Source organism: Pseudomonas sp. EL_65y_Pfl1_R83 (genome assembly GCF_963970695.1).
Taxonomy (GTDB): domain Bacteria; phylum Pseudomonadota; class Gammaproteobacteria; order Pseudomonadales; family Pseudomonadaceae; genus Aquipseudomonas; species Aquipseudomonas tritici.
The window spans coordinates 79,164-104,674 of record NZ_CAXAQI010000005.1; the positions used below are offsets into that span (position 1 = coordinate 79,164).

At 60.6% G+C, this 25,511-nt stretch carries 20 protein-coding genes and 1 pseudogene; 6 read left to right on the forward strand and 15 right to left on the reverse strand.

The annotated features are described in order from the left end of the window. Positions 1 to 101 precede the first annotated feature (101 nt). Entirely contained in the window at positions 102 to 2,273 is a 2,172-nt protein-coding gene (locus AACY08_RS08785; RefSeq protein ID WP_339469098.1) for a glycoside hydrolase, read from the forward strand. Positions 2,274 to 2,377: 104 nt separating this feature from the next. On the opposite strand, the gene AACY08_RS08790 is transcribed toward AACY08_RS08785, so the two are convergent. From AACY08_RS08790 to AACY08_RS08845, 12 genes are all read right to left on the reverse strand, one after another. Beyond that, positions 2,378 to 3,004, reverse strand: coding sequence for a class I SAM-dependent methyltransferase (locus AACY08_RS08790; protein ID WP_339438774.1), 627 nt, complete (start codon positions 3,002 to 3,004; stop codon positions 2,378 to 2,380). A gap of 39 nt (positions 3,005 to 3,043) precedes the next feature. Beyond that, positions 3,044 to 3,688 carry a methionine ABC transporter permease gene (locus tag AACY08_RS08795; RefSeq protein WP_339469099.1) on the reverse strand — a complete coding sequence of 215 codons (645 nt, stop codon included), beginning with the start codon at positions 3,686 to 3,688 and terminating at the stop codon, positions 3,044 to 3,046. After that, positions 3,678 to 4,793, reverse strand: coding sequence for a methionine ABC transporter ATP-binding protein (locus AACY08_RS08800; protein WP_339469100.1), 1,116 nt, complete (start codon positions 4,791 to 4,793; stop codon positions 3,678 to 3,680). Before AACY08_RS08800 ends, AACY08_RS08795 begins: the two co-directional genes overlap by 11 nt. Continuing rightward, entirely contained in the window at positions 4,790 to 5,605 is an 816-nt protein-coding gene (locus AACY08_RS08805) for a MetQ/NlpA family ABC transporter substrate-binding protein (RefSeq protein WP_339419907.1), read from the reverse strand. Before AACY08_RS08805 ends, AACY08_RS08800 begins: the two co-directional genes overlap by 4 nt. 83 nt (positions 5,606 to 5,688) lie before the next feature. Then, complete coding sequence (locus AACY08_RS08810) at positions 5,689 to 7,041, reverse strand: LLM class flavin-dependent oxidoreductase (protein ID WP_339419908.1); 1,353 nt, start codon at positions 7,039 to 7,041, stop codon at positions 5,689 to 5,691. Further along, positions 7,041 to 8,234, reverse strand: a complete 1,194-nt coding sequence (locus AACY08_RS08815) for an SfnB family sulfur acquisition oxidoreductase (RefSeq protein ID WP_339469102.1) — start codon at positions 8,232 to 8,234, stop codon at positions 7,041 to 7,043. Before AACY08_RS08815 ends, AACY08_RS08810 begins: the two co-directional genes overlap by 1 nt. A 39-nt stretch (positions 8,235 to 8,273) precedes the next feature. Continuing rightward, positions 8,274 to 9,515: an SfnB family sulfur acquisition oxidoreductase gene (locus AACY08_RS08820; RefSeq protein ID WP_339469103.1), complete on the reverse strand. Its 1,242-nt coding sequence runs from the start codon at positions 9,513 to 9,515 to the stop codon at positions 8,274 to 8,276. A gap of 187 nt (positions 9,516 to 9,702) precedes the next feature. Continuing rightward, positions 9,703 to 10,467 carry a hypothetical protein gene (locus AACY08_RS08825; protein WP_339469104.1) on the reverse strand — a complete coding sequence of 255 codons (765 nt, stop codon included), beginning with the start codon at positions 10,465 to 10,467 and terminating at the stop codon, positions 9,703 to 9,705. 312 nt (positions 10,468 to 10,779) lie between these two features. Next, on the reverse strand, positions 10,780 to 11,526 hold the full coding sequence (tcyN, locus tag AACY08_RS08830; protein WP_339469105.1) for an L-cystine ABC transporter ATP-binding protein TcyN: 747 nt from the start codon (positions 11,524 to 11,526) through the stop codon (positions 10,780 to 10,782). A 3-nt stretch (positions 11,527 to 11,529) separates the two neighbouring features. Beyond that, entirely contained in the window at positions 11,530 to 12,195 is a 666-nt protein-coding gene (gene tcyL / locus AACY08_RS08835) for a cystine ABC transporter permease (RefSeq protein ID WP_339419916.1), read from the reverse strand. After that, on the reverse strand, positions 12,195 to 12,995 hold the full coding sequence (gene tcyJ, locus AACY08_RS08840) for a cystine ABC transporter substrate-binding protein (RefSeq protein WP_339419918.1): 801 nt from the start codon (positions 12,993 to 12,995) through the stop codon (positions 12,195 to 12,197). Before tcyJ ends, tcyL begins: the two co-directional genes overlap by 1 nt. A gap of 214 nt (positions 12,996 to 13,209) precedes the next feature. Next, positions 13,210 to 14,205 (reverse strand): D-cysteine desulfhydrase, encoded by a 996-nt coding sequence (locus AACY08_RS08845; protein WP_339469106.1) that lies wholly within the window; start codon positions 14,203 to 14,205, stop codon positions 13,210 to 13,212. A gap of 236 nt (positions 14,206 to 14,441) precedes the next feature. Here AACY08_RS08845 and AACY08_RS08850 point away from each other — a divergent pair. From AACY08_RS08850 to mgrA, 3 genes and pseudogenes are all read left to right on the forward strand, one after another. Next, positions 14,442 to 14,705, forward strand: a pseudogene (locus tag AACY08_RS08850) (hypothetical protein); the annotation flags it as partial. Positions 14,706 to 15,164: 459 nt separating this feature from the next. Further along, a complete protein-coding gene (gene betT, locus AACY08_RS08855) occupies positions 15,165 to 17,126 on the forward strand; it encodes a choline transporter BetT (protein WP_339419971.1) in 1,962 nt (653 codons plus the stop codon). 155 nt (positions 17,127 to 17,281) lie between these two features. Further along, on the forward strand, positions 17,282 to 18,319 hold the full coding sequence (mgrA, locus tag AACY08_RS08860) for an L-glyceraldehyde 3-phosphate reductase (protein WP_314566791.1): 1,038 nt from the start codon (positions 17,282 to 17,284) through the stop codon (positions 18,317 to 18,319). A gap of 127 nt (positions 18,320 to 18,446) precedes the next feature. Here mgrA and gshA read toward each other — a convergent pair whose 3' ends face one another. The 3 genes from gshA to AACY08_RS08875 form a co-directional block, all read right to left on the reverse strand. Then, on the reverse strand, positions 18,447 to 20,030 hold the full coding sequence (gshA, locus tag AACY08_RS08865) for a glutamate--cysteine ligase (protein WP_339469107.1): 1,584 nt from the start codon (positions 20,028 to 20,030) through the stop codon (positions 18,447 to 18,449). Between the two features lie 214 nt (positions 20,031 to 20,244). Next, entirely contained in the window at positions 20,245 to 20,628 is a 384-nt protein-coding gene (locus AACY08_RS08870; RefSeq protein ID WP_339419924.1) for a PaaI family thioesterase, read from the reverse strand. Continuing rightward, on the reverse strand, positions 20,628 to 22,952 hold the full coding sequence (locus tag AACY08_RS08875) for a Tex family protein (protein ID WP_339469109.1): 2,325 nt from the start codon (positions 22,950 to 22,952) through the stop codon (positions 20,628 to 20,630). The genes AACY08_RS08870 and AACY08_RS08875 overlap by 1 nt, the downstream gene beginning before the upstream one ends. Positions 22,953 to 23,308: 356 nt before the next feature. Here AACY08_RS08875 and ompR point away from each other — a divergent pair, with 356 nt between their 5' ends. Next, on the forward strand, positions 23,309 to 24,049 hold the full coding sequence (gene ompR, locus AACY08_RS08880) for an osmolarity response regulator transcription factor OmpR (RefSeq protein ID WP_010214095.1): 741 nt from the start codon (positions 23,309 to 23,311) through the stop codon (positions 24,047 to 24,049). Between the two features lie 116 nt (positions 24,050 to 24,165). Then, positions 24,166 to 25,479 carry an ATP-binding protein gene (locus tag AACY08_RS08885; RefSeq protein ID WP_016979042.1) on the forward strand — a complete coding sequence of 438 codons (1,314 nt, stop codon included), beginning with the start codon at positions 24,166 to 24,168 and terminating at the stop codon, positions 25,477 to 25,479. The last annotated feature ends 32 nt before the right edge of the window (positions 25,480 to 25,511 follow it).

Below are 25,511 nucleotides of genomic sequence, written 5' to 3' on the forward strand. Positions count from 1 at the left end.
CTGCATAGGTGTGGGAAGGTTCCTGGAAACACTTTCGAGACATTTGCCTGGCGGTAATTGCATTACTCTCCGGGCCTGGTTTCGATTGGACGGTCTGTGTCATGCGCTGTTTTCTGCTGGTTTGTACCCTCCTGCTTTCGCCCCTGACGCTTGCGGGCACCGTACTGGAAAATAGCCTGTGGCGGGTCGAAATCGACCCCGCCACGCTGGCGTTGCGCGTCACCCCGGTGGGTGAAACCTCGGTGCAGGCCTCCAGCGGCATTCCCGCGCACACCGTCAGCGATGTGCAGGGCAGTGCTGAGCAAGCCAGCTGGCAATGGGACGGTGGTGCGTATCGCCTGGTTGCGCGCCTTGAACAGCGTGACCTGACCCTGACCGTCACCGCTCGCGAACCAGGTGAGCTGGCGCTGCTGAACCAACCCGCCGAAGCGATTGGCCAAGGCCTGATCTGGCCCTTGGCCGAAGGGCATTACGTGCCTGCCGGCAACGCCGTTTGGAAGGCCTTTCTACTCGAGCAGGGCGTCATCAACACCACCCAGGATCTGAGCCTGCCGTTGTGGGGTGTCGATCACGGCACGTTTACCCTCAACTGGTTGCTGACCAACCCCTATAACAACCGCCTGCGCTGGCAGGAAGGCATGGCCCTCTCATTGGCCCATGAATTCACTTCGCTCGAGCCGTCTAAGCCGATGACCCTGCTGTTGCACCTAGGCGCTGCCGACCCATTGGCCGGGGCCAAGCGTTATCGCCAATGGCTGGTAGAGCAGGGCCGGTATGAGCCGTTGGCGGACAAACTGCGGCAGACGCCTGAGGCCGACAAGTTGCTGGGCGCCAGCCACGTCTACCTGTGGGGCAACGATCTGCTGGCCCCGGAGGATGTACGCCACTGGCCTTTGTTGCTCAAGCGCTTGCGCGGTCATGAACTCAAGGGCTTGTTGGACAAGGAAGCCACGAAGGTCCTGGCCCAGGGCACGGCGTTGAATCGTTACGAGCAGACAGTGCTGCTCCGGGGGCTGAACGCGGCGACCAACAAAAAGGCCCGACAGAGTTGGCAGATTGCAGAGCCCGATATGACACGGCTCGCGGCGCGCTACGGCGAGCTGCGCAGCGAGTTGGCGGTGGACTTTGCCGGGGCCTTGAGTGATACCCCTGCAACCTGGGGCAGCACAGCGATCCAGTCGCTGCGCGACTCAGGGCTCCCACGCTTGCTGCTCACCCTTGGCGAAGGCTGGGAAGGCGGCCTGTGGCACCCTGAGTCGATCCGCGCCGGTGTCGACGCCGGCTACCTGATGGCGCCCTATGACTCCTATGAAACGGCCCTGGCCGCCACGGAAAACCCCGATTGGACCACCGCCCACCTGGGCAGCAAGGCCTATCGCGACTGCGCAATTGTGTTGAAGGGCGGCAAGCTCAAGACCGGCTTCCAGCAATCCGGTCACTACACCGACCCGCGCTGCGTGCGGTCCTTATTGGAAGCACGAGTAAAGGCCGTTCAAACCAAGGCGGGCTTCAACGCGTGGTTCCTCGATGCCTACGCTACCAGCATGGTCTTCGACAGCTACCGCGACGGCGCTCCAATGACCCAGGCGCAAAACGCGCAAGGCAACATCGACGCCTCTCGTTGGCTGAATACCGCACTCAAGTTGCCCGCCGGTTCCGAAGACGGCAATGCCATCACCGCCCAGGGCATCCTGTTCGCCCATGGCATGCAGACGCCCGTGATCGGTTGGGGCGACCAAGCCATGACCAAAGACAAGCAATCGCCCTACTACGTGGGCAACTGGTACCCGCCGGAACAACCGACAGTGTTTTTCAAATCGGTGCCGTTGAAAGAACCCTTTCGCACGGTGTATTTCGAGACGGACATGCGCCTGCCGCTGTACCAGGCGGTGTTCCACGGCTCGGTGATCACCACCCATCATTGGCTGTTTGACAGCCTGAAGCTGAGCAATGTGCGGGCCGAGAATGAGTTGACCCAACTGCTCTACAACGTGCCGCCGCTGTATCACTTGAGCGCTTCGACGGTCAGCCAGCGATTGCCGTTGATCCAGCGCCAGGATCGTTTTTTCCGGCCGCTGCATCAGCGCCTGGCGACCCAGGCAATGACCGGGTTTCGGTGGCTGACAGCGGATCGTTTGGTGCAGGAGACCACGTTTGCCGATGGGACGCGGTTGGTGGCGAATTTTGCTGCTGAACCGAGAGAGGGATATCCGGGGCGTAGTGTGACTGCGCTGGTTGTGGGTGAGAAGTCGGTGGTGTATCAGGTCGATTAGCTCACCCTGCCAAACCGCTATCGCGGGCAAGCCCGGCTCCCACAGGGAAATGCATTCCAACTGTGTGGCTTGCCTGCGATGAGGCCAGCGCAGGCAACACAGACCTAGTTCTTTCTCCACACACTCGCCAACCAAGGCTGCTGCTCCCTCGGTAAACCAGCAGGCCGGTAGTAATGCTCCAGCTCCACAAACCCCGCCCCCGCCAACAGCGCCTGCCACGCCGCCAGGTCGTGATAAGACCCATACCGCGGCCCATTCCAGCCTTCCAGGTTCTCACCGCGTGGATTGGAGCTGAACAAGACGCCACCTGGTTTCAACGTCCCATGCAGCTGCTCCAGCACACGCGGCAATTCCTGCTTGGGAATATGAAACAGCACGGCATTGGCAAAAATCCCGTCAAAGCGCTCGGCAGGTAGGTCCAGTTTCAGGAAGTCCTGCTGCAACACTTCACAACCACTGTCTTCGCGCGCCATCTGCGCAAACCGCTCCGAACCATCGAGCCCCACGGCGATATGCCCCATGCGCGTAAACGTCTGCAAATCGCGCCCCGGCCCACAGCCGAAATCCAGCACGGTAAACGGCGCGCAGCCCTGGATATGCCGCAACAGCGCGTCGATGTTCTGGCTCACATCGTGATCGCGGGTGCCTTCGCGGAAGTCCTCGGCCACTGTGTTGTAGTGGCCGAGGGTGGCGGCGGTGATCTGGTCGAGGTCGTCGGGCTTGAGGGTCATGACGGGGAATACCGGGTACTGAGAGGGCCCGACTATACCTCACCGCTTGTTCAACACCCGCGCCAACCGATCCCCACCCAACTGGATCACTGCCACCAGAATCACCAGCAGCACGATCACCGTCAGCATGATCTGCGTATCAAAGCGCTGATAACCGTAGCGGTAGGCGATGTCACCCAAACCGCCGGCGCCAATCGCCCCGGCCATGGCGGACGAGTTGATCATGGTCACCAAGGTGATGGTGAACCCGCCGACAATCCCCGGCAACGCTTCCGGCAACAGCACGTGCCAGATGATGTGCCAGCGTCGGCAGCCCATGGCTTGCGCGGCTTCGACCAAGCCGTGGTCGACTTCGCGCAAGCTCACCTCGGCAATCCGTGCAAAAAACGGCGTGGCGGCGATGGTCAATGGCACGACCGCCGCCCAGACGCCATAGGTGGTGCCGACGATCAGCCGGGTGAATGGGATCAGCGCCACCATCAGGATTAGAAAGGGTATGGAGCGGAACAGATTGACGAACGCCCCCAGCATGCGGTTGAGCGCAGGTGCCTGGTAAATGCCGCCTTTGTCGCTGGTGACCAGGAACACCGCCAGTGGAATTCCCACCAGCAACGCGATCAGCGACGACACGCCGACCATCAACAAGGTGTCGATGGCACCCTGTACTAAACGATCAAACCACATAGCCCAGCACCTCCACCTGTTGTGCCCAATTCCCGGCGCGTTTACGCAGCTCTTCGGCACTGTGGGCCGAGCCACTCACCGCCAGCAGCAGTTGCCCCAGGGCGTGGCCCTGGATACGTTCCACGCCGCCTTGCAGCAGGCGTACACGCGCGCCAAGCGCGCTGAACAACGCGGCCAGGTCCGGCGCGTCGGTATCGCTGCCGGTAAACTGCAAACGCAGCACCACAGCGGCATCGGTGGATTGCGGTGTGGCCTGCAAACGGCTTTGCAACTCGTCCGGCAGCCCATGTTGCAGCGGTGCCAGCAGGGTTGTGCTGACGTCATGTTGCGGGTTGCCAAACACTTGCCACACCGGGCCTTGTTCGACGATGCGCCCGTGTTCCACCACCACCACGCGGTCGCAGATTTCGCGGATCACTGCCATCTCGTGGGTAATCAACACAATGGTCAGGCCCAGGCGCCGATTGATCTCGCGCAGCAGGCCGAGGATCGACTGGGTGGTCTCCGGGTCGAGGGCCGAGGTGGCTTCGTCGCAGAGCAAAATCTCTGGGTCGTGTACCAGCGAACGAGCGATGCCCACGCGCTGTTTTTGCCCGCCGGAAAGCTGCGCCGGGTAGGCTTTGTGCTTGTCCTGCAAACCGACCAATTCCAACAGCTCGCGCACCTTCTGCTCACGCTGGGGCTTGGGCACTCCGGCGACTTTCAGTGGCAATTCGACGTTTTGCCACACGGTCTTGGCCGACATCAAATTGAAGTGCTGGAAGATCATGCCAATACGCCGACGCAGCGCCACCAGGCGGTCTTCGTCAAATTCGCCAATGTCCACCTGATCGATCAGCACCCGTCCGCTGCTCGGTTGCTCCAGGCGGTTGATAGTGCGGATCAGCGACGACTTGCCGGCGCCGCTGCGGCCGATAATGCCGAACACTTCACCACGCTGTATCGCCAGGTCGATGCCTTGCAAGGCGTGCACAGTGCCGTCATAGGTCTTGCCCAGGTTGATAAAACGCACATGGGCGCGGTTCAGGTCCGCATGCAGTTCTGTCTGTTCGGCGTCCCTGGGCGCTGAGCTGAGGTCGCGCAGTTGCGCATCGGCGGCGGTCATTTTTTATCTTCCCAGCCGACTTGGTAGAGCTTGCCGAGGGATTTATCCAACGCAGCGCGCACCACGGGCGAGTGCTGGTAGATATCGACGAACTTGATCACCCGTGGGTCGGCTTTGCTTTTCGGCTGGATCACGAACTGGATCACGTATTCCGGGTGGTCGAGGCCGTCGAACAGCAGCGCCGACTCAGCATCGAAGGTTTTGGACAGGCGGATATAGGCCGGGTAGCCCTGCACCAAGTCTGCGTCGTCATAAGCGCGCACCAGTTGTACGGCCTCGACTTGCAGGATCTTGATCTTTTTTGGGTTGGTCACAATGTCTTCTTCGGTGGCCTTATAGCCCACGCCCGGCTTGAGGGTGATCAGGCCAGCCTTGGCCAGCAATTGCAGGCCGCGACCGCTGTTGATCGGGTCGTTGGCAATCGCCACGCTGGCGCCCTGGGGCAAGTCGTTGATGCTTTTGTATTTTTTCGAATACAGCCCGACGTTGTTGATGATGCCCGGCGCGTACGGCACGAGGTCAAAGCCGGCGGCGGCCTTGGCGTTTTCCAGGAACGGGATGTGCTGGAAGTAGTTCACGTCGATATCACCGGCGGCCAGGCTGACGTTGGGCGCGATCCAGTCGGTGAACTCCACCAGCTTGACCTTCAGGCCTTGTTTGTCGGCTTCGGCGACCGCGGCTTCCAGGGGAATGGCGAAGGCGGCGGTGGTGCCGATTTTCAACGGCGCATCGGCAGCGAACACTGCAGAGCTGAACAAACCGAAGGCCAGGGCCAGTGCTTTGACTGGGTGGGAGAGCAGTGTTTTTTTCATGGTCGATTTCCAGTCATCAGGTGTAGGTACGAGCGATGAAGATCTAAATGTGGGAGCGGGCAAGCCCGCTCCCACATTTTTGATTAGTGTCTGTAGGTGGAGCCGGCGTGCTGTTCGGGTAACCGGGCGCTGCCATGGAAGATCTTTTCGCGCAGCGTTCCGGTGCCATAAGCAGTCTTGTACGAGCCACGGCGCTGCAACTCCGGCACCACCAGATCAATGAAGTCCACATAGCTTTCCGGCGTAACAATGCGCGTCAGGTTGAAGCCATCCAGGCCGGTCTCGCTGATCCACGACTCCAGCTCATCAGCAACTTGCTCAGACGAGCCCACCAACGTGATATAGCGCCCGCCCAGGGCGTGTTGCTCGAGCAATTTGCGCCGGGTCCAGTCGTTGTTCTGCAGGTTCTTGGTGGCCGATTGGATCGCGTTGCTCTTCACGTACTGGATAGGCTCGTCCAGTTCGTACTGAGCGAAGTCGATCGCGGTGGACGCCGAGAAATGCGCCACGCCGGCCTCCGCGCTGGCGTAGCTCAGGTATTCGGCGTGCTTGGCCCAGGCCAGCGCTTCAGTGGCGCCAACGATCACGTTGAGGCCCATGAACACCTTGATGTCATCCGGGTTGCGCCCGGCTTCCACGGCGCTGGCGCGCACCTTGTCCACCTGGATTTTGGTCGCGGTCTTGTTCTGCCCGCTGATGAACACGCATTCGGCATGACGCCCGGCGAACAGCAGGCCCCGGTCCGAACTGCCCGCCTGAAACAGCACCGGCGTACGTTGCGGCGACGGTTCGCACAGGTGATAACCCTCCACCTGATAGAACTCACCGTGATACTCGACCTTGTGCACCTTGCCCGGCTGCGCATAAACCCGCGCCTGTGGATCGTTGATCACTGCGTCGTCTTCCCAACTGCCTTCCCAGAGTTTGTAGAGCACCTCCAGGTATTCATCGGCTTGGTCATAACGGCGGTCATGCTCGACCTGCTCGGTAAGCCCCATGGCCTTGGCGGCGCTGTCGAGGTAGCCGGTGACGATGTTCCAACCGACCCGGCCACGGCTCAGGTGGTCGAGCGTGGACATGCGCCGCGCAAACAGATACGGCGGCTCATAGGTGAGATTGGCGGTGAGGCCGAAGCCGAGGTTTTTTGTGACGGCGGCCATGGCCGAGACCAGCAGCAACGGGTCATTCACCGGCAGTTGGATCGACTCCTTGAGCGGCACGTCAATCGAGTGCTGGTACACGTCGTACACGCCGACGATATCGGCAATGAACAGGCCGTCGAACAGCCCACGCTCCAGGGTTTGCGCCAGGTCGGTCCAGTACTCGATGGTTTTGTATTGGGTGGACGTGTCCCGTGGATGGGTCCACAGGCCGTGGTTGATGTGCCCGATGCAGTTCATGTTGAAGGCATTGAGCAGGATTTTCTTCTTCGCCATCAAAGGGTCCCCCGCAGTGGCGGGTTTTCATTGTTGAGGTAGTAATTGCCCACCGCGTGGTACTTCCAGCGCACCGGGTCGTGCAGGGTGTGCACGCGGGCGTTGCGCCAGTGGCGGTCAAGGCCGTGCTCGGCCAGGGTGGCCTGGCTGCCGGCCAGTTCAAACAGCGTGCTGGCGGCGGCGAGGGCAATTTCGGTGCTCAAGGCACGCACTTCGGCGATGGCAATCGAGGCGGCAGCAACGGTCTCGGCGTTGCCGTCGGCCTGGGCGCGGTCGAGAAATTCCCCTGCGCGTTCCAACAGCGCCTCGGTGGCGTGCAGGCGGATGCTCAGGTGGCCGAAGCTTTTCAGGGTCAGCGGGTCTTCAGTCGCCTTGTCGCTGCCGGAATCGATCCACGGGCGGGTCTTGGTGCGCACGAAGTGCAGCGCATCTTCAAAGGCTGCGCGGGCAATGCCGGTGTCGATGGCCGCATGGAGGATCTGCGCCAGCGGGCCGACGGTGGTCGGGCGTTCGAAGGCGCTTTGAAACGCGATCACGTCATGCGCGGCAACCCACACCTTGTCGAACACCACCGAACCGCTGCCGGTGGTGCGTTGGCCGAAGCCGCTCCAGTCGTCGATGACCGTCAGGCCGTCGCTGTCGCGCGGGACAAAGGCGAGTTGCTGCACGCCCTGTTCATCCACCACTGACGTGGGGATGCGCTGGGCGTAGATCGCACCGGTGGAATAGAACTTGCGGCCGCTGATACGCAAGCCGTCGCCGTCGCGGGTGATGGCCGTGACGCGGTCATGGGCGGTCTTGGTGCCCAGTTCCGCCAGGGCGTTGCCGAAGCGCTGACCGCAAAGGACTTCGGCGTACAGACGCTTTTGCTGCGCAGGGCTGCCGTTTACGCGCAGCACTTCCAGTGCGTAGAAATGGTTCTGCGGGATCTGGCCCAGCGAGGCGTCAGCCTGGGCGATCAGCCCAATCACCTTGGCCAGGGTGACGTTGGACACGCCTGCGCCGCCGTATGCCTTCGGCACGCTGATACCCCACAGGCCGGAGCGGGAAAACACGTCCAGCTCGGGCAGGGGCAGGCGACGCTCGCGGTCGCGCTGGGCGCTGTCGCGGCGGAAGTCTTCAGCCAGGTCGCTGGCGACAATCAGGGCGTGTTCGTCGCTGGTAATGACCGCGACGTTAGGGGGAAAAGTCATGGGTTTCTCCAGACGCTCGTAAAAAAGTGTTCTGGTCAGTCAGATCCAGGAATGTCGAGCCGGCAACGTGCCGTTCAGTCGATAAGCGCCCACCGCGTGGTACTTCCAGCGCACCGGGTCGTGCAGGGTGTGCACCCGCGCGTTGCGCCAGTGGCGGTCGAGGTTGAACTCGGCAAGGGTGGCGCGGCTGCCGGCCAGTTCGAAGAGCTTTTCGCTGACCAGCAACGACACTTCGGTGGTCAGCACTTTCGCCTCGGCCACGGCAATCGACGCACGCGCGGCTGACTGAGCGGTGATCGGCGCAGCGCTGACCTGGTCCAGCACCTGACCGGCCTTGCGCAGCAGGGCTTCGGCGGCGTGCAGTTCGATCTTGAGCTTGCCGATCTCGGCGATCACATACAGGTCATCACTGGCGCGTTCGACCTTGGCATCGATCCAGGGACGCGAGCGTTCACGAACGAAGGCGATGGTGTCCTCAAGCGCGCCGCGCGCAATGCCGGCGTCGATGGCGGCCTGAATCAGTTGGGAGACGGCGCCCTGGATATTCGGGGTTTCGCCGATGCGCCAGTTTTCCACGACCCGTTCGGCGTCCACCGGCACTTGGTCCAGCAGCACCGTGCCACTGGCGGTAGTGCGTTGGCCGAAGCCCGACCAGTCATCGACAATGCGCAGCCCTTCAGTGCCACGGCGCACGAACGCCATGACCTGCCTGCCGTCATCGTTCAGCGCTTTGACCGCAACCCAATGCGCAAACAGCGCGCCGGTGGAATAGAACTTCTGGCCGCTGATCACGTAACCGTCACCCTTGGCGGTGATGCGCGTTTTGAGCTCCAGGGTGTTCTTGGTCCCGCGTTCCGGGCCGCCATTGCCGATGCGCCAACCGTCGAGAACGCTTTGGAACAGCTGCTTTTTCTGGCGCTCGGTGGCCGCACCCTGTAACAGGTGCAGGATGCCGAAATGGTTCTGCGGGATCTGCCCGAGGGCCGGGTCTGCCGCGCTGATGATCGCGAACACGTCGGCCAGGGTGACAAAAGACACCTGCGGGCCGCCGTATTCACGGGGAATGGAAATACTGCCCAGCCCACTGCGGGTGAACTGCTCAATCTGCGCCCACGGCAGCTGGCGTTGCCTGTCGCGCTTGGCGGCTTGCAGGCGCGCAGCCTGAGCCAGCTCCTGGGCAGCATTCAACGCCTCTGCATCGTTGCGCAGCACAGCGGCCGGCAACAGCAGGGGAGCTACGTCCAGATCACTCTGGGGAGTTGTTAGAGCCAAGTTAGACATCAGCGCCGCTCCTTGGCTGCACGTAATGCCCTGGCGTTGCCCACCGGGGTAATCCTGACCATACCGACCTCGCATTCAATGAAATAAAAACAGAAAATTCAGAGATGTCCGGTGGTCCGGTAGATATACCCTAAGCGTATTAAATATTTAAATAAACTAACTTTTGGGAATATGAATAGAAGGTCTTTCACCCTGGTTCGCAGGGCGACCCGAGAGGGCGGGGACGATAGATCAGCGCAGTCCCGACCGGGTGGGTCGGCGCCTCGGCGGCAATGCGTAAAGTGCGGGCGGGTGCCCAGCGTGAGTTGTTGCCGACGCGATCCAGAATGCAATAGGTCACCTCCAGCCGGCAGTCGTCGCCGGCTTCGACAATCACCGTCGAAGGCACCCACACCTGCACCGCCTGGCCGATTTCCCTGGCCTGGATCTTCGGCAGGTCCAGGCGCACATCGCCCCAGCGCAGGGTGATGGCATCGCCGGTGGTCATGTTCAGGTACGGCTCGATGGTCAGAGGGATACCGCGCCGTACCTGGCTGGCGTTGACGCCGCAGCGGCGGATGGTCTCGGGCAGGCCCACGGGGGCGAGGTTGTGGTTTTCGTCGTGGTACAGGGGCGAGGGTTGGCCGCCAGGGTAGTGGGTCTTTACGCGCACCCGCGTTTCGGCGGAGCGCGCAGGGCCATGGCCGATCTGCATGACCTGGTAATGGACCTGAGCCGGTCCATCCAGCACGAAACTTTCCGGCACCCGCAGGTGGGTGAATGCGCCGACCTTGCACGCGGTCACCCGCCGTGACGCGGCAAAGCAGTTGTTCCAGAACAGCTCGATCAGGTCGCCTTCACCCATGCCGGGATACGGCGCAATGTCGACCTGCAGGTGTGTGGCGGCCAGGGCATTGATGCCATTGCCGATGGCCTGGGGCAGTGTCGGTGCAGTGAGCAGTGGGGGCGTCATAAATAATCTCCTTGATACAGCCAGCAGCAATCGTTCCGGACCTTTGGCGCGGGTGCGCGGGGTGACCGAAATGAACGATTCAGAAAACAGCTGGGATAGGATCCAATCCTCTGAGCGCTAGATAAGAGGGTTGGCCAAGGGGCGTCAATGGCGGCAAAAGGCTAAACGGCGGGTTTTGTGATATTCAGAAGGGTCTGACTGGGAGGGGGATTTATAGTCCCGTGTGGCGGGGTGTTTTACGGCGTGGAATGACGATTTCCTGTAGGAGCGCGCTTATGTGGGAGCTGGAAAGCCAGCTCCCACATAAGCGTGTCAGTGAGCCAGGAATTTGCTCAAAAACTGCCTGGTGCGTTCTTCCTTGGGGCTGGCAAACAGTGCCTTGGATTCGCCTTGTTCCACGATCACGCCCTTGTCGAAGAAGATCACCCGGTTGGCCACGTCACGGGCAAAGCTCATCTCGTGGGTGACGATAACCATGGTGCGGTTTTCTTCGGCAAGGCTGCGAATGGTCGCCAGCACTTCGCCCACCAGCTCCGGGTCCAGCGCCGAGGTGGGTTCGTCAAACAGAATCACCTCCGGCTCCATGGCCAGTGCACGGGCAATCGCCACGCGCTGTTGCTGACCACCGGACAAACGCCGTGGGTAGACATCTTCCTTACCTGCCAGCCCCACCTTGGCCAGCAGTTTGCGCCCCAGGGCGTCAGCGGCTTCGCGCGGCATCTTCTTGACCACGGTGGGGCCTTCGATGACGTTTTCCAGCGCAGTGCGGTGCGGGAACAGGTTGAAGCTCTGGAATACAAACCCCACGTGCTGGCGCAGGCGCCGCACCAGGCTTTGTTGCTGGTTGATCGGCCTGCTGGTGTCGATTTCGATGTCGCCCACCTTGATGCGGCCACTGGTGGGCTGTTCGAGGAAGTTCAGGCAGCGCAGGAAGGTGGTCTTGCCGGAACCGCTGGGGCCGATAATGGCGATGACTTCGCCTTCCTTGACCTCAAGGTCGATGCCGTTGAGCACCACCTGACTGTTGAATTGTTTGGTCAGTTTTTCAACCACGATCATGCTTCAGGACTCCAGGTCATGCCGGTTGACCCGGGCTTCCAGACGATTTTGGAAATACGCCAGGATGCTGACCAGCACCCAGTAGATCAGGGCGGCCGACAGGTACATCGCGAAAATCTCGAACGTGCGCGCGGACACCAACTGCGCCTGGCGCAGCAGCTCGGGCACTTGGATGGTCGCTGCCAGCGAGGTGTCCTTCACCAGCGATGTAAAGCTGTTACCCAGCGGTGGCAATGCCGTACGCATCGCCTGCGGCAGGATCGCCCGACGCAGGGTTTGCACACGGGTCATGCCGATACTGGCAGCGGCTTCCCACTGGCCACGCTCGATAGAGCTGATGGCGGCGCGCAAGGTTTCACAGATATACGCTGCCATGTTCAATGAGAGGCCGATCAGCGCGGCGGGAATCGGGTCGAGTTCGATACCCACTTGCGGCAAGCCGTAATACATCATGAACAGCTGCACCAGCAACGGCGTACCGCGAAAGAACGACACGTAGATGCGGGCGATCCAACTCAGCGTCTTGAAGCGCGACAAACGCATCAAGGCCAGGCCGAAGCCCAGCACAAAGCCGAAAAACAAACCGCCCAGGCTCAAGATCACGGTGAAGTACACGCCCTGCATCAAGAAGGGCGTGGAATTCAGGATCAATTGAAACTTTTCTTCCATTATTGGGTAACGTCAGCGTTGAAGTACTTCTCGGAGAGTTTTTTCAACGTGCCGTCTGCGCGCAGTTTTTCGATGGCCTTGTTGACCGCGGCCAGCAACTCAGGCTCGCCTTTACGCAGGGCTACGCCTGCTTCTTGACGAGAAAATGCGTCACCGGCAGCGGCGGTGTCCGGGGCTTTTTTGGCGTATTCCAGTGCCGCCAGGCGGTCGATCAGGATGGCGTCGATACGGCCGATGCGCAGGTCCTGGAACTTGGTTGGGTCATCTTCGTAGGTGCGGATATCAGCGTTCTTGACGTTGGCTTTCACCCACTCCTCGTAGTTGGTGCCCAGGCCCACCCCGACCTTTTTACCGGCCAGGTCGGCAGCAGATTTGATATTGAGTTTGTCTTCGTTCTTCTTCAGTACCAACGCCTGAATCCCGGAAACGGTGTAGGGCTCAGAAAAGTCGTACTTCTTTTTGCGCTCTTCGGAAATGGTGACTTGGTTGATCACCGCGTCCAGTCGCTTGGATTCCAGTGCGGCCAGGATACCGTCCCACTTGGTGGCCTGCAGTTTGACCTTCACGCCCAGCTCCTTGGCCAGCGCTTCGGAAAACTCGACTTCAAAACCCGCGAGCTTGCCGTCTTCCCCGACAAAGCTGAAGGGTGGGTAAGTGCCTTCCAGGCCGACGTTGATGACGCCGGCTTTCTTGATGTTGTCCAACTGCTCGCCGGCAATTGCCTGGCCCATCAGGCCAGCCCCGAGTGCCAGGCCCAAAGTGCCGACCAGCAACGTGCGACGGAATACAGAAATAGTCATGAAGAGCCCCTGTGTTTTTATGTTGAGCGAAGCAGGTGACGCGGTAGTCGTATCCTGCCTTAAAGCGCGTAGCGAGTCTTCGCCTACGGCGCGACTATAAAGCGGGTTTTTAAGACTTGAAAATAATATTAATTAAATTTTATATGCGATTTTCGAATACGCCGTAGATCCAATGTGGGAGCGGGCTTGCTCCCATATTTTGATCTGTGTGCATTCAGTTAAATGCGCCACCATAGGCGAACAATGCCGGCGCCCCGCCGGTATGCAGGAAAATGATCGGCCCGTCCTCAAAGCGCTGACGCCCGATGCCATCCAGCAAACCGGCCATGGCCTTGCCAGTGTAGACCGGGTCCAGCAACAGGCCTTCCTGACTCGCCAATAGCTTGACCGCAGAAAGGGTGCCGGCGTTCGGTTCGCCATAGCGCGGCCCGAAGTATTCGTCCCACAGGATCACCTTGAACGCTTGCGGGATATCCACACCCAGCAACTGCGCGGTACGTTCGGCCAGGCCCTGCACTTTCGGGCGCTGGGCTTCGTCGGTACGCGACACGGTGACGCCAATTACGGGCAGGTCTGGCAGCACCTCGCTCAAGGCCAGGGCGAGGCCGCTGTGGGTCCCCGCACTGCCGGAGGCCAGCACCACGGCGGCAAATTCGATGCCGCTGTCTTCGATCTGCGCGGCCAGCTCAAGCCCGGCGCGTACATAACCCAGGGCGCCCAGGGCATTGGAGCCGCCGATAGGCACCAGGTACGGCTTCTTGCCGCTGCTGCGCAGGCGGTCGGCGAGGGCATTGAGCTGGTCGTCGACGTTGTCGAGGTTTTCCACCAACTCTACTTTGGTGTCGAACAGGTCCAGCAGCAGGCGGTTGCCGTTGCCCAGGTAGTTGGGGTCGTCGGTACCGGTAGGGTTTTCCAGCAAGGCCACGCAGCCCAGGCCCAGCTTGGCGGCCAGCGCAGCGGTCTGGCGTACGTGGTTGGACTGGATAGCGCCGGCGGTCACCAGGGTATCGGCGCCTTGGGCGATGGCATCGGCGGCCAGGTATTCAAGTTTGCGCAGCTTGTTGCCGCCCATGGCCAGCGGCGTGGTGTCATCGCGCTTGACGTACACATCCCTGCTCAGCCAGGCCGACAGCCGCTCGAGTTTTTCCAGGGCAGTGGCGCCGCCCAGCAATTCCAGGCGGTTAAAACGGTCGAGCTGTTGTTTGATCATGGCTACGCACGGTTGATGAGTATGGGGCGACTATAGGCAGGCACTTTTCATCGGGCAACCGGTTTGGTTATTTGCTCGCCATAATTGGTTATTAAGGCTGCTGCTCCGCATGACGTAGCGTGGTGGCCCCTTGAGCGGCAAGTCATCAGCGACAAGCCGCAAGTTGATCGCGCTCAACTTGCAGCTTGTCGCTTGAAGCTTGTTACTGCGCCTCCCCATTTTCAGGAGTGACGACGTTGAGCGAGCGCGCCAGTCATTGGCAATTACAGACCATCGTCAGTCAACTGTGCGGCGCCCGGGACCAGTGGCGAACGCGCAATGGCCGCTTGAGTGGCGAACATGGCGGGCGCGAATTGCCGTCCCTGCGCAGCCTGTTGCACACCGATGTGCTCGCCGCCTACCACGGCGACCCGGCCGCCCGCAGCGTCGATGAAGTGCTGCTGTGCTACCCCGGCATCCTGGCGGTGATTCACCATCGTCTGGCCCACCACCTGTACCGCAACCAGGCAGTTGGTGTTTGACGAGGTCAAAGTGGGTCGGCGTGTGTTCGGCGATCGCCAGTAATCGGCTTGTCGGCGTTGCAGGCATAGTTGAATGACCTTTCGGGGGCGTCAGCAATCATTCGATTGTGTTGAGCTTGCGCGCTGACAGGCGGCACATATTGCTTGGCGTTTTCTGATTTTTCCTCGGGCTATGTGCTGAACGTTTTGTCATCTCAGCCCGTCATACCTTTCCCTGAGCTAGTGTAGGAGTTGTCTGCCGCTCGGCCCTGCAATTAGTCCCAGACCGCCTATCCATGTTTAACTTGAATGCTCGTTCAAGTTAAACCCGGTGGTTCGCTGCCCGCTCACAACAGGAGGCTTACCTTTGCTGAGTCTGTTATTTACAGCCACATCGCTCATCGTCGGGGTGCATCGTTCATGAGTGCATCGTCCACCCCCGCAAGCGGCCTGGTGCGCATGAATGCGCCGGTCTTCTATTTTGCCGCCAGCTTCATCCTGCTGTTTGGCATCACGGTCATTGCTATCCCGCAACAGGCCGGCGCTTGGCTGCTGGCCGCGCAAAACTGGGCGGCCAACACGGTCGGCTGGTACTACATGCTGGCGATGACCCTGTATCTGGTCTTCGTGGTGGTCACCGCATTATCGGGCTACGGCAAGATAAAACTCGGTGCCGACCACGACGAGCCCGAATTCAGTTACCTGTCCTGGGCCGGCATGCTGTTCGCCGCCGGGATCAGCATCACGTTGTTTTTCTTCTGCGTGTCCGAGCCGCTGACGCACTTGGTGCAACCGCCTCAGGGCGCGCCGATGAGCGCCGATGCCGCGCGCCAGGCCATGCAGGTGCTGTTTCTGCACTGGGGCCTGCACGGCTGGGGCGTGTTCGCCTTTGTTGGTATGGCATTGGCGTATTTCGCCTACCGGCATAACTTGCCGCTGGCGTTGCGTTCGGCGTTGTACCCGCTGATCGGCAAGCGCATCAACGGCCCTATCGGTTACGCGGTGGATGGTTTTGGCATCATCGCCACGGTGTTTGGTCTCGGTGCTGACATGGGCTTTGGGGTGTTGCACCTCAATTCCGGGCTCGATTACTTGTTTGGCCTCGCCCATACCCAGTGGATCCAGGTTGGTTTGATCACCTTGATGATGGGCGCCGCGATCTTGGTCGCCGTAGCCGGCGTCGACAAGGGCGTGCGAGTGATGTCCGACATCAACATGCTGCTGGCCTGTGCGCTGCTGCTGTTTGTGTTGTTCGCCGGCCCCACCCAGCACTTGCTCAATACCTTGATCCAGAACATCGGTGACTATTTGGGCGCCTTGCCGAGCAAGAGTTTCGACGTGTATGCCTACGACAAACCCAGCGACTGGCTGGGCGGTTGGACGGTGTTCTACTGGGCCTGGTGGGTTGCATGGTCGCCGTTCGTGGGCCTGTTTATCGCGCGGATCTCCCGTGGCCGGACCATTCGTGAGTTCGTATTCGGCGTGCTGCTGATCCCGCTGGGGTTCACCCTGGCGTGGATGTCGATCTTTGGCAACAGCGCCATTGACCAGGTGCTCAACCACGGCATGGCCGCGCTCGGTCAGTCGGCCATCGATGATCCGTCGATGAGCCTCTACCTGCTGCTGGAAACCTACCCGTGGAGCAAAACGGTTATTGCGGTGACGGTGTTTATCAGCTTTGTGTTCTTCGTCACCTCGGCCGACTCCGGCACTGTGGTGCTGTCCACACTGTCGTCCAAGGGCGGCAACGCTGACGAAGACGGGCCGAAATGGCTGCGGGTGTTCTGGGGCGTGATGACCGGGCTGGTCACCAGTGCCTTGCTGTTTGCCGGCAGCATCGACTCGCTTAAATCCGCGGTGGTGCTGACCTCGTTACCGTTCTCGATGATTCTGCTGCTGATGATGTGGGGACTGCACAAGGCGTTCTACTTGGAGTCGCAAAAGCAGATCGCGCAATTGCATTCGTTGGCGCCGGTGTCGGGTTCACGCAAGGGCACAGGCGGCTGGCGCCAGCGCTTGAGTCAGGCCGTGCATTTCCCGTCAAGGGATGAGGTGTATCGGTTCCTTGAGACCACGGTGCGCCCGGCGATTGAAGAGGTGACGGCGGTGTTCGTCGAAAAAGGCCTCAGGATCGTCACCCAGCCTGATCCATCCAACGACAGCGTCAGCTTGGAAATCGGCCACGGCGATGAGCATCCGTTCGTTTATCAGGTGCAGATGCGTGGCTATTTCACGCCGTCATTTGCACGCGGTGGAATGGGTTCCAAGCAGCTCAACAACCGTCGCTACTACCGGGCGGAAGTGCACTTGAGCGAGGGCAGCCAGGACTACGATCTGGTCGGCTACACCAAGGAGCAGATCATCAACGACATTCTTGACCAGTACGAGCGGCACCTGCAGTTCCTGCATTTGGTGCGCTGAGGCGACAAACCGCGCATTTACGCCATTGGTACGTACCACTCTCACAGGACTTTGCTGTAAAACGAAAGGGCAGACTTAAGCGATTCAGCTGGTTAAAAGACCTGGGAATATCGTTATTCCCAGGCCTTATTTGCCTACGTCCAAGAGAGGATTCGATGACTTACATTGCTGCCGAAAACCGCTATGAATCTATTCCGTACCGCCGCGTAGGCCGCAGTGGATTGGTGCTGCCTGCACTGTCCCTGGGGCTGTGGCACAACTTTGGCGACAGCACCCCGATCGACACCCAGCGCGCCCTGCTGCGCACCGCGTTCGACCTGGGGATCAACCACTTCGACCTGGCCAACAACTATGGCCCGCCCTACGGCAGCGCCGAGATCAACTTCGGCCGTCTGCTGCGCGAAGACTTTAAGCACTACCGTGATGAACTGATCATTTCCAGCAAAGCCGGCTGGGACATGTGGCCTGGCCCCTACGGCCAGGGCGGCGGTTCGCGCAAATACGTGCTGGCCAGCCTCGACCAGAGCCTGCAACGCCTGGGCGTCGACTACGTGGATATCTTCTACTCCCACCGTTTTGACGCCGACACCCCATTGGAAGAAACCGCCAGCGCCCTCGCCACCGCCGTGCAACAAGGTAAGGCGTTGTACATCGGTATTTCCTCCTACTCCGGGGTAAAAACCCGCGAAATGGCGGCCCTGCTCAAAGAGTGGAAAGTGCCGCTGCTGATCCACCAGCCAGCCTACAACCTGCTTAACCGCTGGGTCGAAAAAGACCTGCTGGACACCACCGAAGAACTCGGCGCCGGGGTGATCGCGTTCACGCCGTTGGCCCAGGGTTTGCTGACTGACAAGTACCTCAACGGCGTGCCGGCCGATGCGCGGGTCAATCGCCCGGGCGGTGGTTCGTTGCAGGCCAAGCACCTGTCCGAAGAAAACATCGCTCATGTGCGGGCGCTTAATGAAATCGCCCAGCGTCGTGGTCAGAGCCTTGCGCAATTGGCGTTGGCTTGGACGTTGCGTGATCCACGGGTGACTAGCGCGCTGATCGGTGCGAGCCGGCCGGAGCAGATCATTGAAAACGTCGGTGCGTTGAAGAACTTGAGCTTCAGTGCGCAGGAGCTGGCGGAGATCGATCGGTTTGCGCAGGAAGGTGGGATTAACCTGTGGGAAAAGCCATCTACTGCTGAGTAACCGGACACACCTCGGTAAAATTGTGGGAGCGGGCTTGCTCGCGAAGGCGGAGTGTCAGTCGATACATGTTTGACTGATACACCGCCTTCGCGAGCAAGCCCGCTTCCACAGGGGGCCGCGTAAGGATTTAGTTGCTGATGGCCAGAATGCTCGCCTGGTACGACCCGACAAACACATCAAAGTCGCCCACTTCGTTCTGCTCCAGCTCTGCCTGTTGCGCCAGCGATGTACGTGCCAGCTGTTCAAAGCGCGCCTGCTCGTCCGCCGGCAACGGCTCCTTGCGAAAGTGCTCAGCGTGCAACTGGCTCTGGTGCAGGGAGAACTGCGCAAAACTCTCTTTACGCTCGGCCATCGCCGCCAGCACCTGGGCCGACGGCGTCAGGGACGGGTCCTTGACCTTGGCCAACTGAGCATCCAGTGCCTGGCTGTGCTCGGTGATGCCGTGGCTCTCATCCAGCAACGCGGCCAACGGTGCAATCTGCTCCAGCAGATCGGCAGCCCATTCCTTCATGTCCACCGGTTGCCCCTGACGTTGCAATTGCAGGCCCGGACGGCGACCTTCCTTGACCACGCTGAGGAAGTTGGAGGTTGCGTTGCCACATTCGTTGTTGGCGAACACCGGGCTGTCGTTCAGCGCGCAATACAGCAGGAATGCGTCGAGGAAACGCGACTCCGGCAGGTCGATGCCCATCGGCAGGAATGGGTTGATGTCCAGGCAGCGCACTTCGATGTACTGGATGCCACGCGCCATCAGCGCCTGGATCGGCCGCTCGCCGGTGTAGGTCACACGCTTGGGGCGGATGTTGGAGTAGTACTCGTTTTCGATTTGCAGGATGTTGGTGTTGAGCTGTACCCATTCACCGTCCTTGTGCGTGCCGACTTCTACGTACGGCGCGTAGGGCTTTGCCACCGCTTCACGCAGGCTGTCGGTGTAGCTGACCAGGTCGTTGTAGCACGGCGTGAGGCCGGCCTGGGCGTTGCTCTGGTAACCCAGGTCGCTCATGCGCAGGCTGGTGGCGTAGGGCAGGTACAGGGTGTCAGCGTCGAGCACTTCCAACTGGTGCGAGCGACCGCGCAGGAAGCCCGCGTCCAGCGCCGGCGAGGCCCCGAACAGGTACATCAGCAGCCAGCTGTAGCGACGGAAATTGCGGATCAGCGCGATATAGGCGTTGGACTGATAGTCGCGGTCAGTGCCGACAAATCCTTCAGTTTCCTTGAGCAACGGCCACAGCTGTTCCGGCAGGGAAAAGTTGTAGTGGATGCCCGCGATGCATTGCATGGTCTTGCCGTAACGCAGGGCCAGCCCCTTGCGGTACACGTACTTGAGCTGTCCGATATTGGACGTGCCGTAGTAGGCAATCGGAATGTCTTCCTCGGCCGGCAACGGGCACGGCATCGAGGGGCTCCACAGGTATTCGCTGCCGAGCTTGGTGTAGGCAAACCGGTGGATTTTGTCCAGGCTGCTCAGGGTATCGGCCGGGTTGGGCAGGGCGGGAGTGATGAACTCAAGCAGCGATTCCGAGTAGTCAGTGGTGATCAGTTCGTTGGTCAACGCGGCGCCCAGGGCTTCGGGGTGCGGCGTTTGTGCCAGGCGGCCATCACCCGTAACGCGCAGGCATTCGCGCTCGATGCCGTGCAAGCACTGCTCTAGCAGGGAGAGGTGTTCGCGCTTGCCGAGCAAAGCCAGGCGGCGGTTGAGAAGTTCGCTCAAGTTGGATTCCTTCACGCGTCAGTCGCCCCAATATGGGGGTGGGCAGGACGGTCTACAAGGGTGAAGTTAAAACTGGCGTGATCGCCTGGTTCAGAGTCGATTTGACCCGCTGTGAAAAAGCCTACCTCACTCCATGAGTTTGGCTACAGCACGGCAAGAAAATTCCGACGCTGTGATTGCAGCGCCGAAATTAACTCAAATCGGGGGTAGGGGGCTATAGGACAGCGAAGGTACCCTGCGCTTTTGCGATAAGTCTTTCGTCTTGGTACACATCCGCCTCGACCACCAGCGTGCGGCGCCCGGCATGAATCACCCGGCTGGTGCACAGCACATCACCGCCTTCCACCGCACGGATATAGTTGATTTTGCACTCGATGGTCGCGCTCTGCTGGTCGAAACCATGTGAGCTGGAACAGGCCAGCCCCATCGTAATGTCCACCAGGCTGAAAATCGCCCCGCCATGGAGCTTGCCCGCGCGGTTGCGCAGGTGCGGCTCCAGGGTCAGGGCCACCTCGGCAACGCCTTCCTCAAGGCGTTGCAGACGGCAGCCGATCAGTTCGCTGAACGCGCTCTGGGTCAAGCCGGCCGGAATTTCCATCAACGCTTCTTCAACTGTTTAGCGTTGGCGAACAGCGAGGCCATGGCGTTGTTGCTCGGCGCTGCGGTAGCGGTTTCCTTGCGCGGAGCGCTGTTTTGCGACTGGCGCGGTGCGGAGCCTGGACGTGCGCCACGGGCACCGTCGACTTTCTCACCGGGGGTGTCGCTCATGCGCATCGACAGGCCGACACGTTTGCGCGGGATGTCGATTTCCATGACTTTGACCTTCACCACGTCACCGGCTTTCACCGCTTCGCGTGGATCCTTGATGAATTTCTCCGAAAGCGCGGAGATATGTACCAAACCGTCCTGATGCACGCCGATATCCACAAAGGCGCCGAAGTTGGTCACGTTGGTGACGACGCCTTCGAGGATCATGCCCAGTTGCAGGTCCTTGAGGTCTTCGACACCGTCCTGGAACTCGGCGGTCTTGAACTCGGGGCGGGGGTCGCGGCCCGGCTTTTCCAGCTCTTGCAGGATGTCGGTGATGGTCGGCACACCGAAGGTTTCGTCGGTGTACTTCTTTGGATCCAGACGCTTGAGGAATGCAGCGTCACCGATCAGCGAACGGATGTCGCGGTCGGTTTCGGCGGCGATGCGTTGCACCAGCGGGTAGGCTTCCGGGTGAACCGCGGAAGAATCCAACGGGTTATCTCCGTTCATTACGCGTAGGAAACCGGCGGCCTGTTCGAAGGTTTTTTCACCCAGGCGTGCGACTTTTTTAAGCGCTGCACGGGTTTTGAACGCGCCGTTTTCGTCACGGTGAGTCACGATGTTTTGCGCCAACGTGGCGTTGAGGCCGGAAATACGTGCAAGCAGCGCGACGGAAGCGGTGTTCACGTCTACGCCAACGGCGTTTACGCAATCTTCCACCACTGCATCCAGGCCGCGCGCCAGTTTCAGCTGCGACACGTCATGCTGATACTGGCCCACGCCGATGGATTTAGGGTCGATTTTCACCAGTTCGGCCAGTGGATCCTGCAGGCGACGAGCAATCGACACCGCGCCACGGATCGACACGTCGAGGTCCGGGAATTCCTTGGATGCCAACTCCGACGCCGAATACACCGAGGCGCCAGCCTCGGAGACCATGACTTTGGTCATCTTCATGGCTGGGTATTTCTTGATCAGTTCGGCGGCCAGCTTGTCGGTCTCGCGGCTGGCAGTGCCGTTGCCGATGGCGATCAGGTCTACGGAGTGTTTGGCGCACAAGGCGGCCAGGATCGCGAGGGTCTGGTCCCATTTGTTGTGCGGTACGTGCGGATACACAGTCGCGTGGTCCAGCAGCTTGCCGGTGGAATCGACCACGGCCACTTTGCAGCCAGTGCGCAGGCCTGGGTCGAGGCCCAAAGTGGCACGTGGCCCGGCCGGTGCAGCCAGCAGCAGGTCGTGCAGGTTGTGGGCGAACACGTTGATCGCCTCGGTTTCGGCACCGTCGCGCAGTTCGCCCAGCAGGTCGGTTTCCAGGTGGGTGTAGAGCTTGACCTTCCAGGTCCAGCGCACCACTTCACCGAGCCACTTGTCCGCAGGACGGTTCTGATTCTGGATGCCGAATTGTTGACCGATCATGCCTTCGCACGGGTGCATGGTGCCCGGCAACTCGTCGCCGACCTTTAGCGCGGAGCTGAGAATGCCTTCATTGCGGCCACGGAAAATGGCGAGTGCACGGTGGGACGGCATGCTCTTGAGCGGTTCGTCGTGTTCGAAGTAATCGCGGAACTTGGCGCCTTCTTCCTCTTTGCCGGCGATGACGCGGGCACTGAGGATGGCTTCCTGCTTAAGGTAGGTACGCAGTTTTTCCAGCAGGCTGGCGTCTTCGGCGAAGCGCTCCATGAGGATGTACTTGGCGCCTTCGAGGGCGGCCTTGACATCGGCGACGCCTTTTTCGGCGTCGATGAAGCGCGCGGCTTCGGTTTCCGGGGTCAGCGACGGGTCGTTGAACAGGCCGTCGGCCAACTCGCCCAGGCCCGCTTCCAGGGCGATCTGGCCCTTGGTGCGGCGCTTTTGCTTGTACGGCAGGTAAAGGTCTTCGAGGCGGGTCTTGGTGTCGGCGAGCTTGATGTCGCGCTCGAGTTGGGGGGTCAACTTGCCTTGTTCCTCGATGCTGGCGAGGATGCTGATGCGCCGTTCGTCGAGTTCTCGCAGGTAGCGCAGGCGCTCTTCCAGGTGACGTAGTTGGATGTCGTCGAGGCTGCCGGTCACTTCTTTACGGTAACGGGCGATGAAGGGCACCGTGGAGCCTTCATCCAGTAGAGCGACGGCCGCTTCGACCTGTTGTGGGCGTACACCGAGTTCCTCGGCGATGCGGCTGTTGATGCTGTCCATAAAACCACCTGAAATTCTTAAAAGCAGCTCGCAAGCCCGGAAAACAAGGCGTTGGGAGGCTGGTTGAGCGGCCCGACTGGCGCCGCTGCCTGGGTCAAGAGGCAGCCTATTGACCCTCGAAATCGAAAAAATCACGACAAGCGGTGAAAAAATCCTCGGCATCAAACGGTAACGATCTGACGTTGCCCTGCACGACGGCGCCGCATTATAACCAGCGTTCTGCCCTTGGGGGGGATTGCGCCAACGGTTGTAGGGCGCGGGTTCGCTGGCAGTAGAGGAAAAATCTGCTAACAATGCACACGGTGCGTATAACGGCAGCTAGGCCATAATGCGCGCCGAGATAAGAGGAGCATCTAATGAGCAGCACTGCACAAACTGCTGAAGGCGAGAAAATTCTCATCGTTGACGACGATCCGGGGCTGAGCAGCCTGCTGGAGCGTTTCTTCAACTCCAAGGGCTACCGCGCCCGCGCGGTGCCGAACACTGAGCAGATGGACCGTCTGTTGGGGCGTGAAGTGTTCAACCTCGTCGTACTCGACCTGATGCTGCCCGGCGAAGACGGCCTCACCGCCTGCAAACGCCTGCGCGGCGCGAACAACCAGATTCCAATCATCATGCTTACCGCCAAGGGCGATGAGCTGAGCCGCATCAAGGGCCTGGAGCTGGGCGCGGATGACTATTTGGCCAAGCCGTTCAACCCGGATGAGCTGATGGCGCGGGTGAAGGCGGTGTTGCGTCGCCAGGCAGCCCCGGTACCGGGCGCGCCCGGCAGCGAAGACGAAAGCGTCACTTTTGGCGACTACGAACTGTCGCTGGCGACCCGTGAGCTCAAGCGTGGCGATGAAGTGCACATGCTGACCACTGGCGAATTCGCCGTGCTCAAGGCCCTGGTGATGAACGCTCGCCAGCCGCTGACCCGCGACAAACTGATGAACCTGGCCCGTGGCCGGGAATGGGACGCCCTGGAGCGCTCCATTGACGTGCAGATTTCCCGTCTGCGCCGGATGATCGAGCCGGACCCTTCCAAGCCTAGGTATATCCAGACGGTCTGGGGTGTGGGTTATGTGTTTGTGCCGGATGGCAATAAAACCAGTTGACCGATGATTTGCAGGGCGGGCCTCCCAGCGTTTGATTCCATGAGGGTCGACGGGAGGTCCGGCGTCTGCAATTCTGCGAGCGCCGCTCGTTTCTGCAAGGTATCTAGCTGTCTTCTATGAAAACCCCGCTGTGGTTCCCCCAAAGCTTCTTCTCCCGCACCCTTTGGCTGGTGCTGATCGTCGTTCTGTTTTCCAAAGCACTCACGCTTGTTTATCTGTTGATGAACGAGGACGTGCTGGTGGATCGACAATACAGCCACGGTGTCGCCTTGACGCTTCGCGCCTATTGGGCGGCTGACCCCGAGAACCGCGAGAAAATCGCCAAGGCCGCCACGCTGGTCCGTGTAGCGGGCGCGGGGGTGCCCGAGGGTGAGCAACATTGGCCCTACAGTGAAATTTACCAGCGCCAGATGCAGGCTGAACTCGGTGAAGACACTGAGGTGCGGCTGCGCATGCATGTATCGCCGGCGTTGTGGGTGCGCGCGCCAAGCCTGGGTGAGGATTGGCTGAAAGTGCCGCTGTACCCGCATCCGCTGCGTGGGCAGAAGATCTGGAACGTGCTGGGCTGGTTCCTGGCGATCGGGCTGCTTTCAACGGCGTCGGCGTGGATCTTTGTCCGGCAGCTCAACCAACCACTCAAACGTCTGGTGTTTGCCGCCCGCCAATTGGGCCAGGGGCGCAGCGTGCGCCTGCCGGTCAGCGATACGCCCAGCGAGATGACTGAGGTGTACGGCGCGTTCAACCAGATGGCGGAAGACGTCGAGCAGGCCGGGCGCGAACGCGAGTTGATGCTGGCGGGAGTTTCCCACGACTTGCGCACACCCTTGACGCGGCTGCGCTTGTCTCTGGAGTTGATGGGCAACCATAGCGATCTGACCGATGACATGGTCCGTGACATTGAGGACATGGACGCTATTCTCGACCAGTTCCTCGCGTTCATCCGCGATGGCCGGGATGAGGTGGTGGAAGAGGTCGATCTGACTGACCTGGTGCGTGAGGTGGTCGCGCCCTACAACCAGAACGGTGAGCAGGTGCGCATGCGCCTTGAGCCGATCCAGCCTTTTGCGTTGCGGCGGGTCTCGATGAAGCGCCTGTTGAACAACCTGATCGGTAACGCTTTGCATCACGCCGGTTCCGATGTGGAAGTGGCGGCGTATGTATCCGGCGACAGTGCTGCGCCCTATGTGGTGCTGAGCGTCATGGACCGGGGCGCGGGCATCGACCCGGACGAGCTGGAGGGTATCTTCAACCCTTTCACCCGCGGCGACCGTGCTCGGGGTGGTAAGGGTACTGGTCTGGGGTTGGCAATTGTGCGGCGGATTGCCTCGATGCATGGCGGCAATGTTGAGTTGCGTAACCGCGAAGAGGGAGGGTTAGAGGCGCGAGTGCGTTTGCCGCTGGGCTTGATGTTGCCCAGAGATGCGGTATAGGAGCAGCGACAAGCTTCAAGCTATCAGCTGCA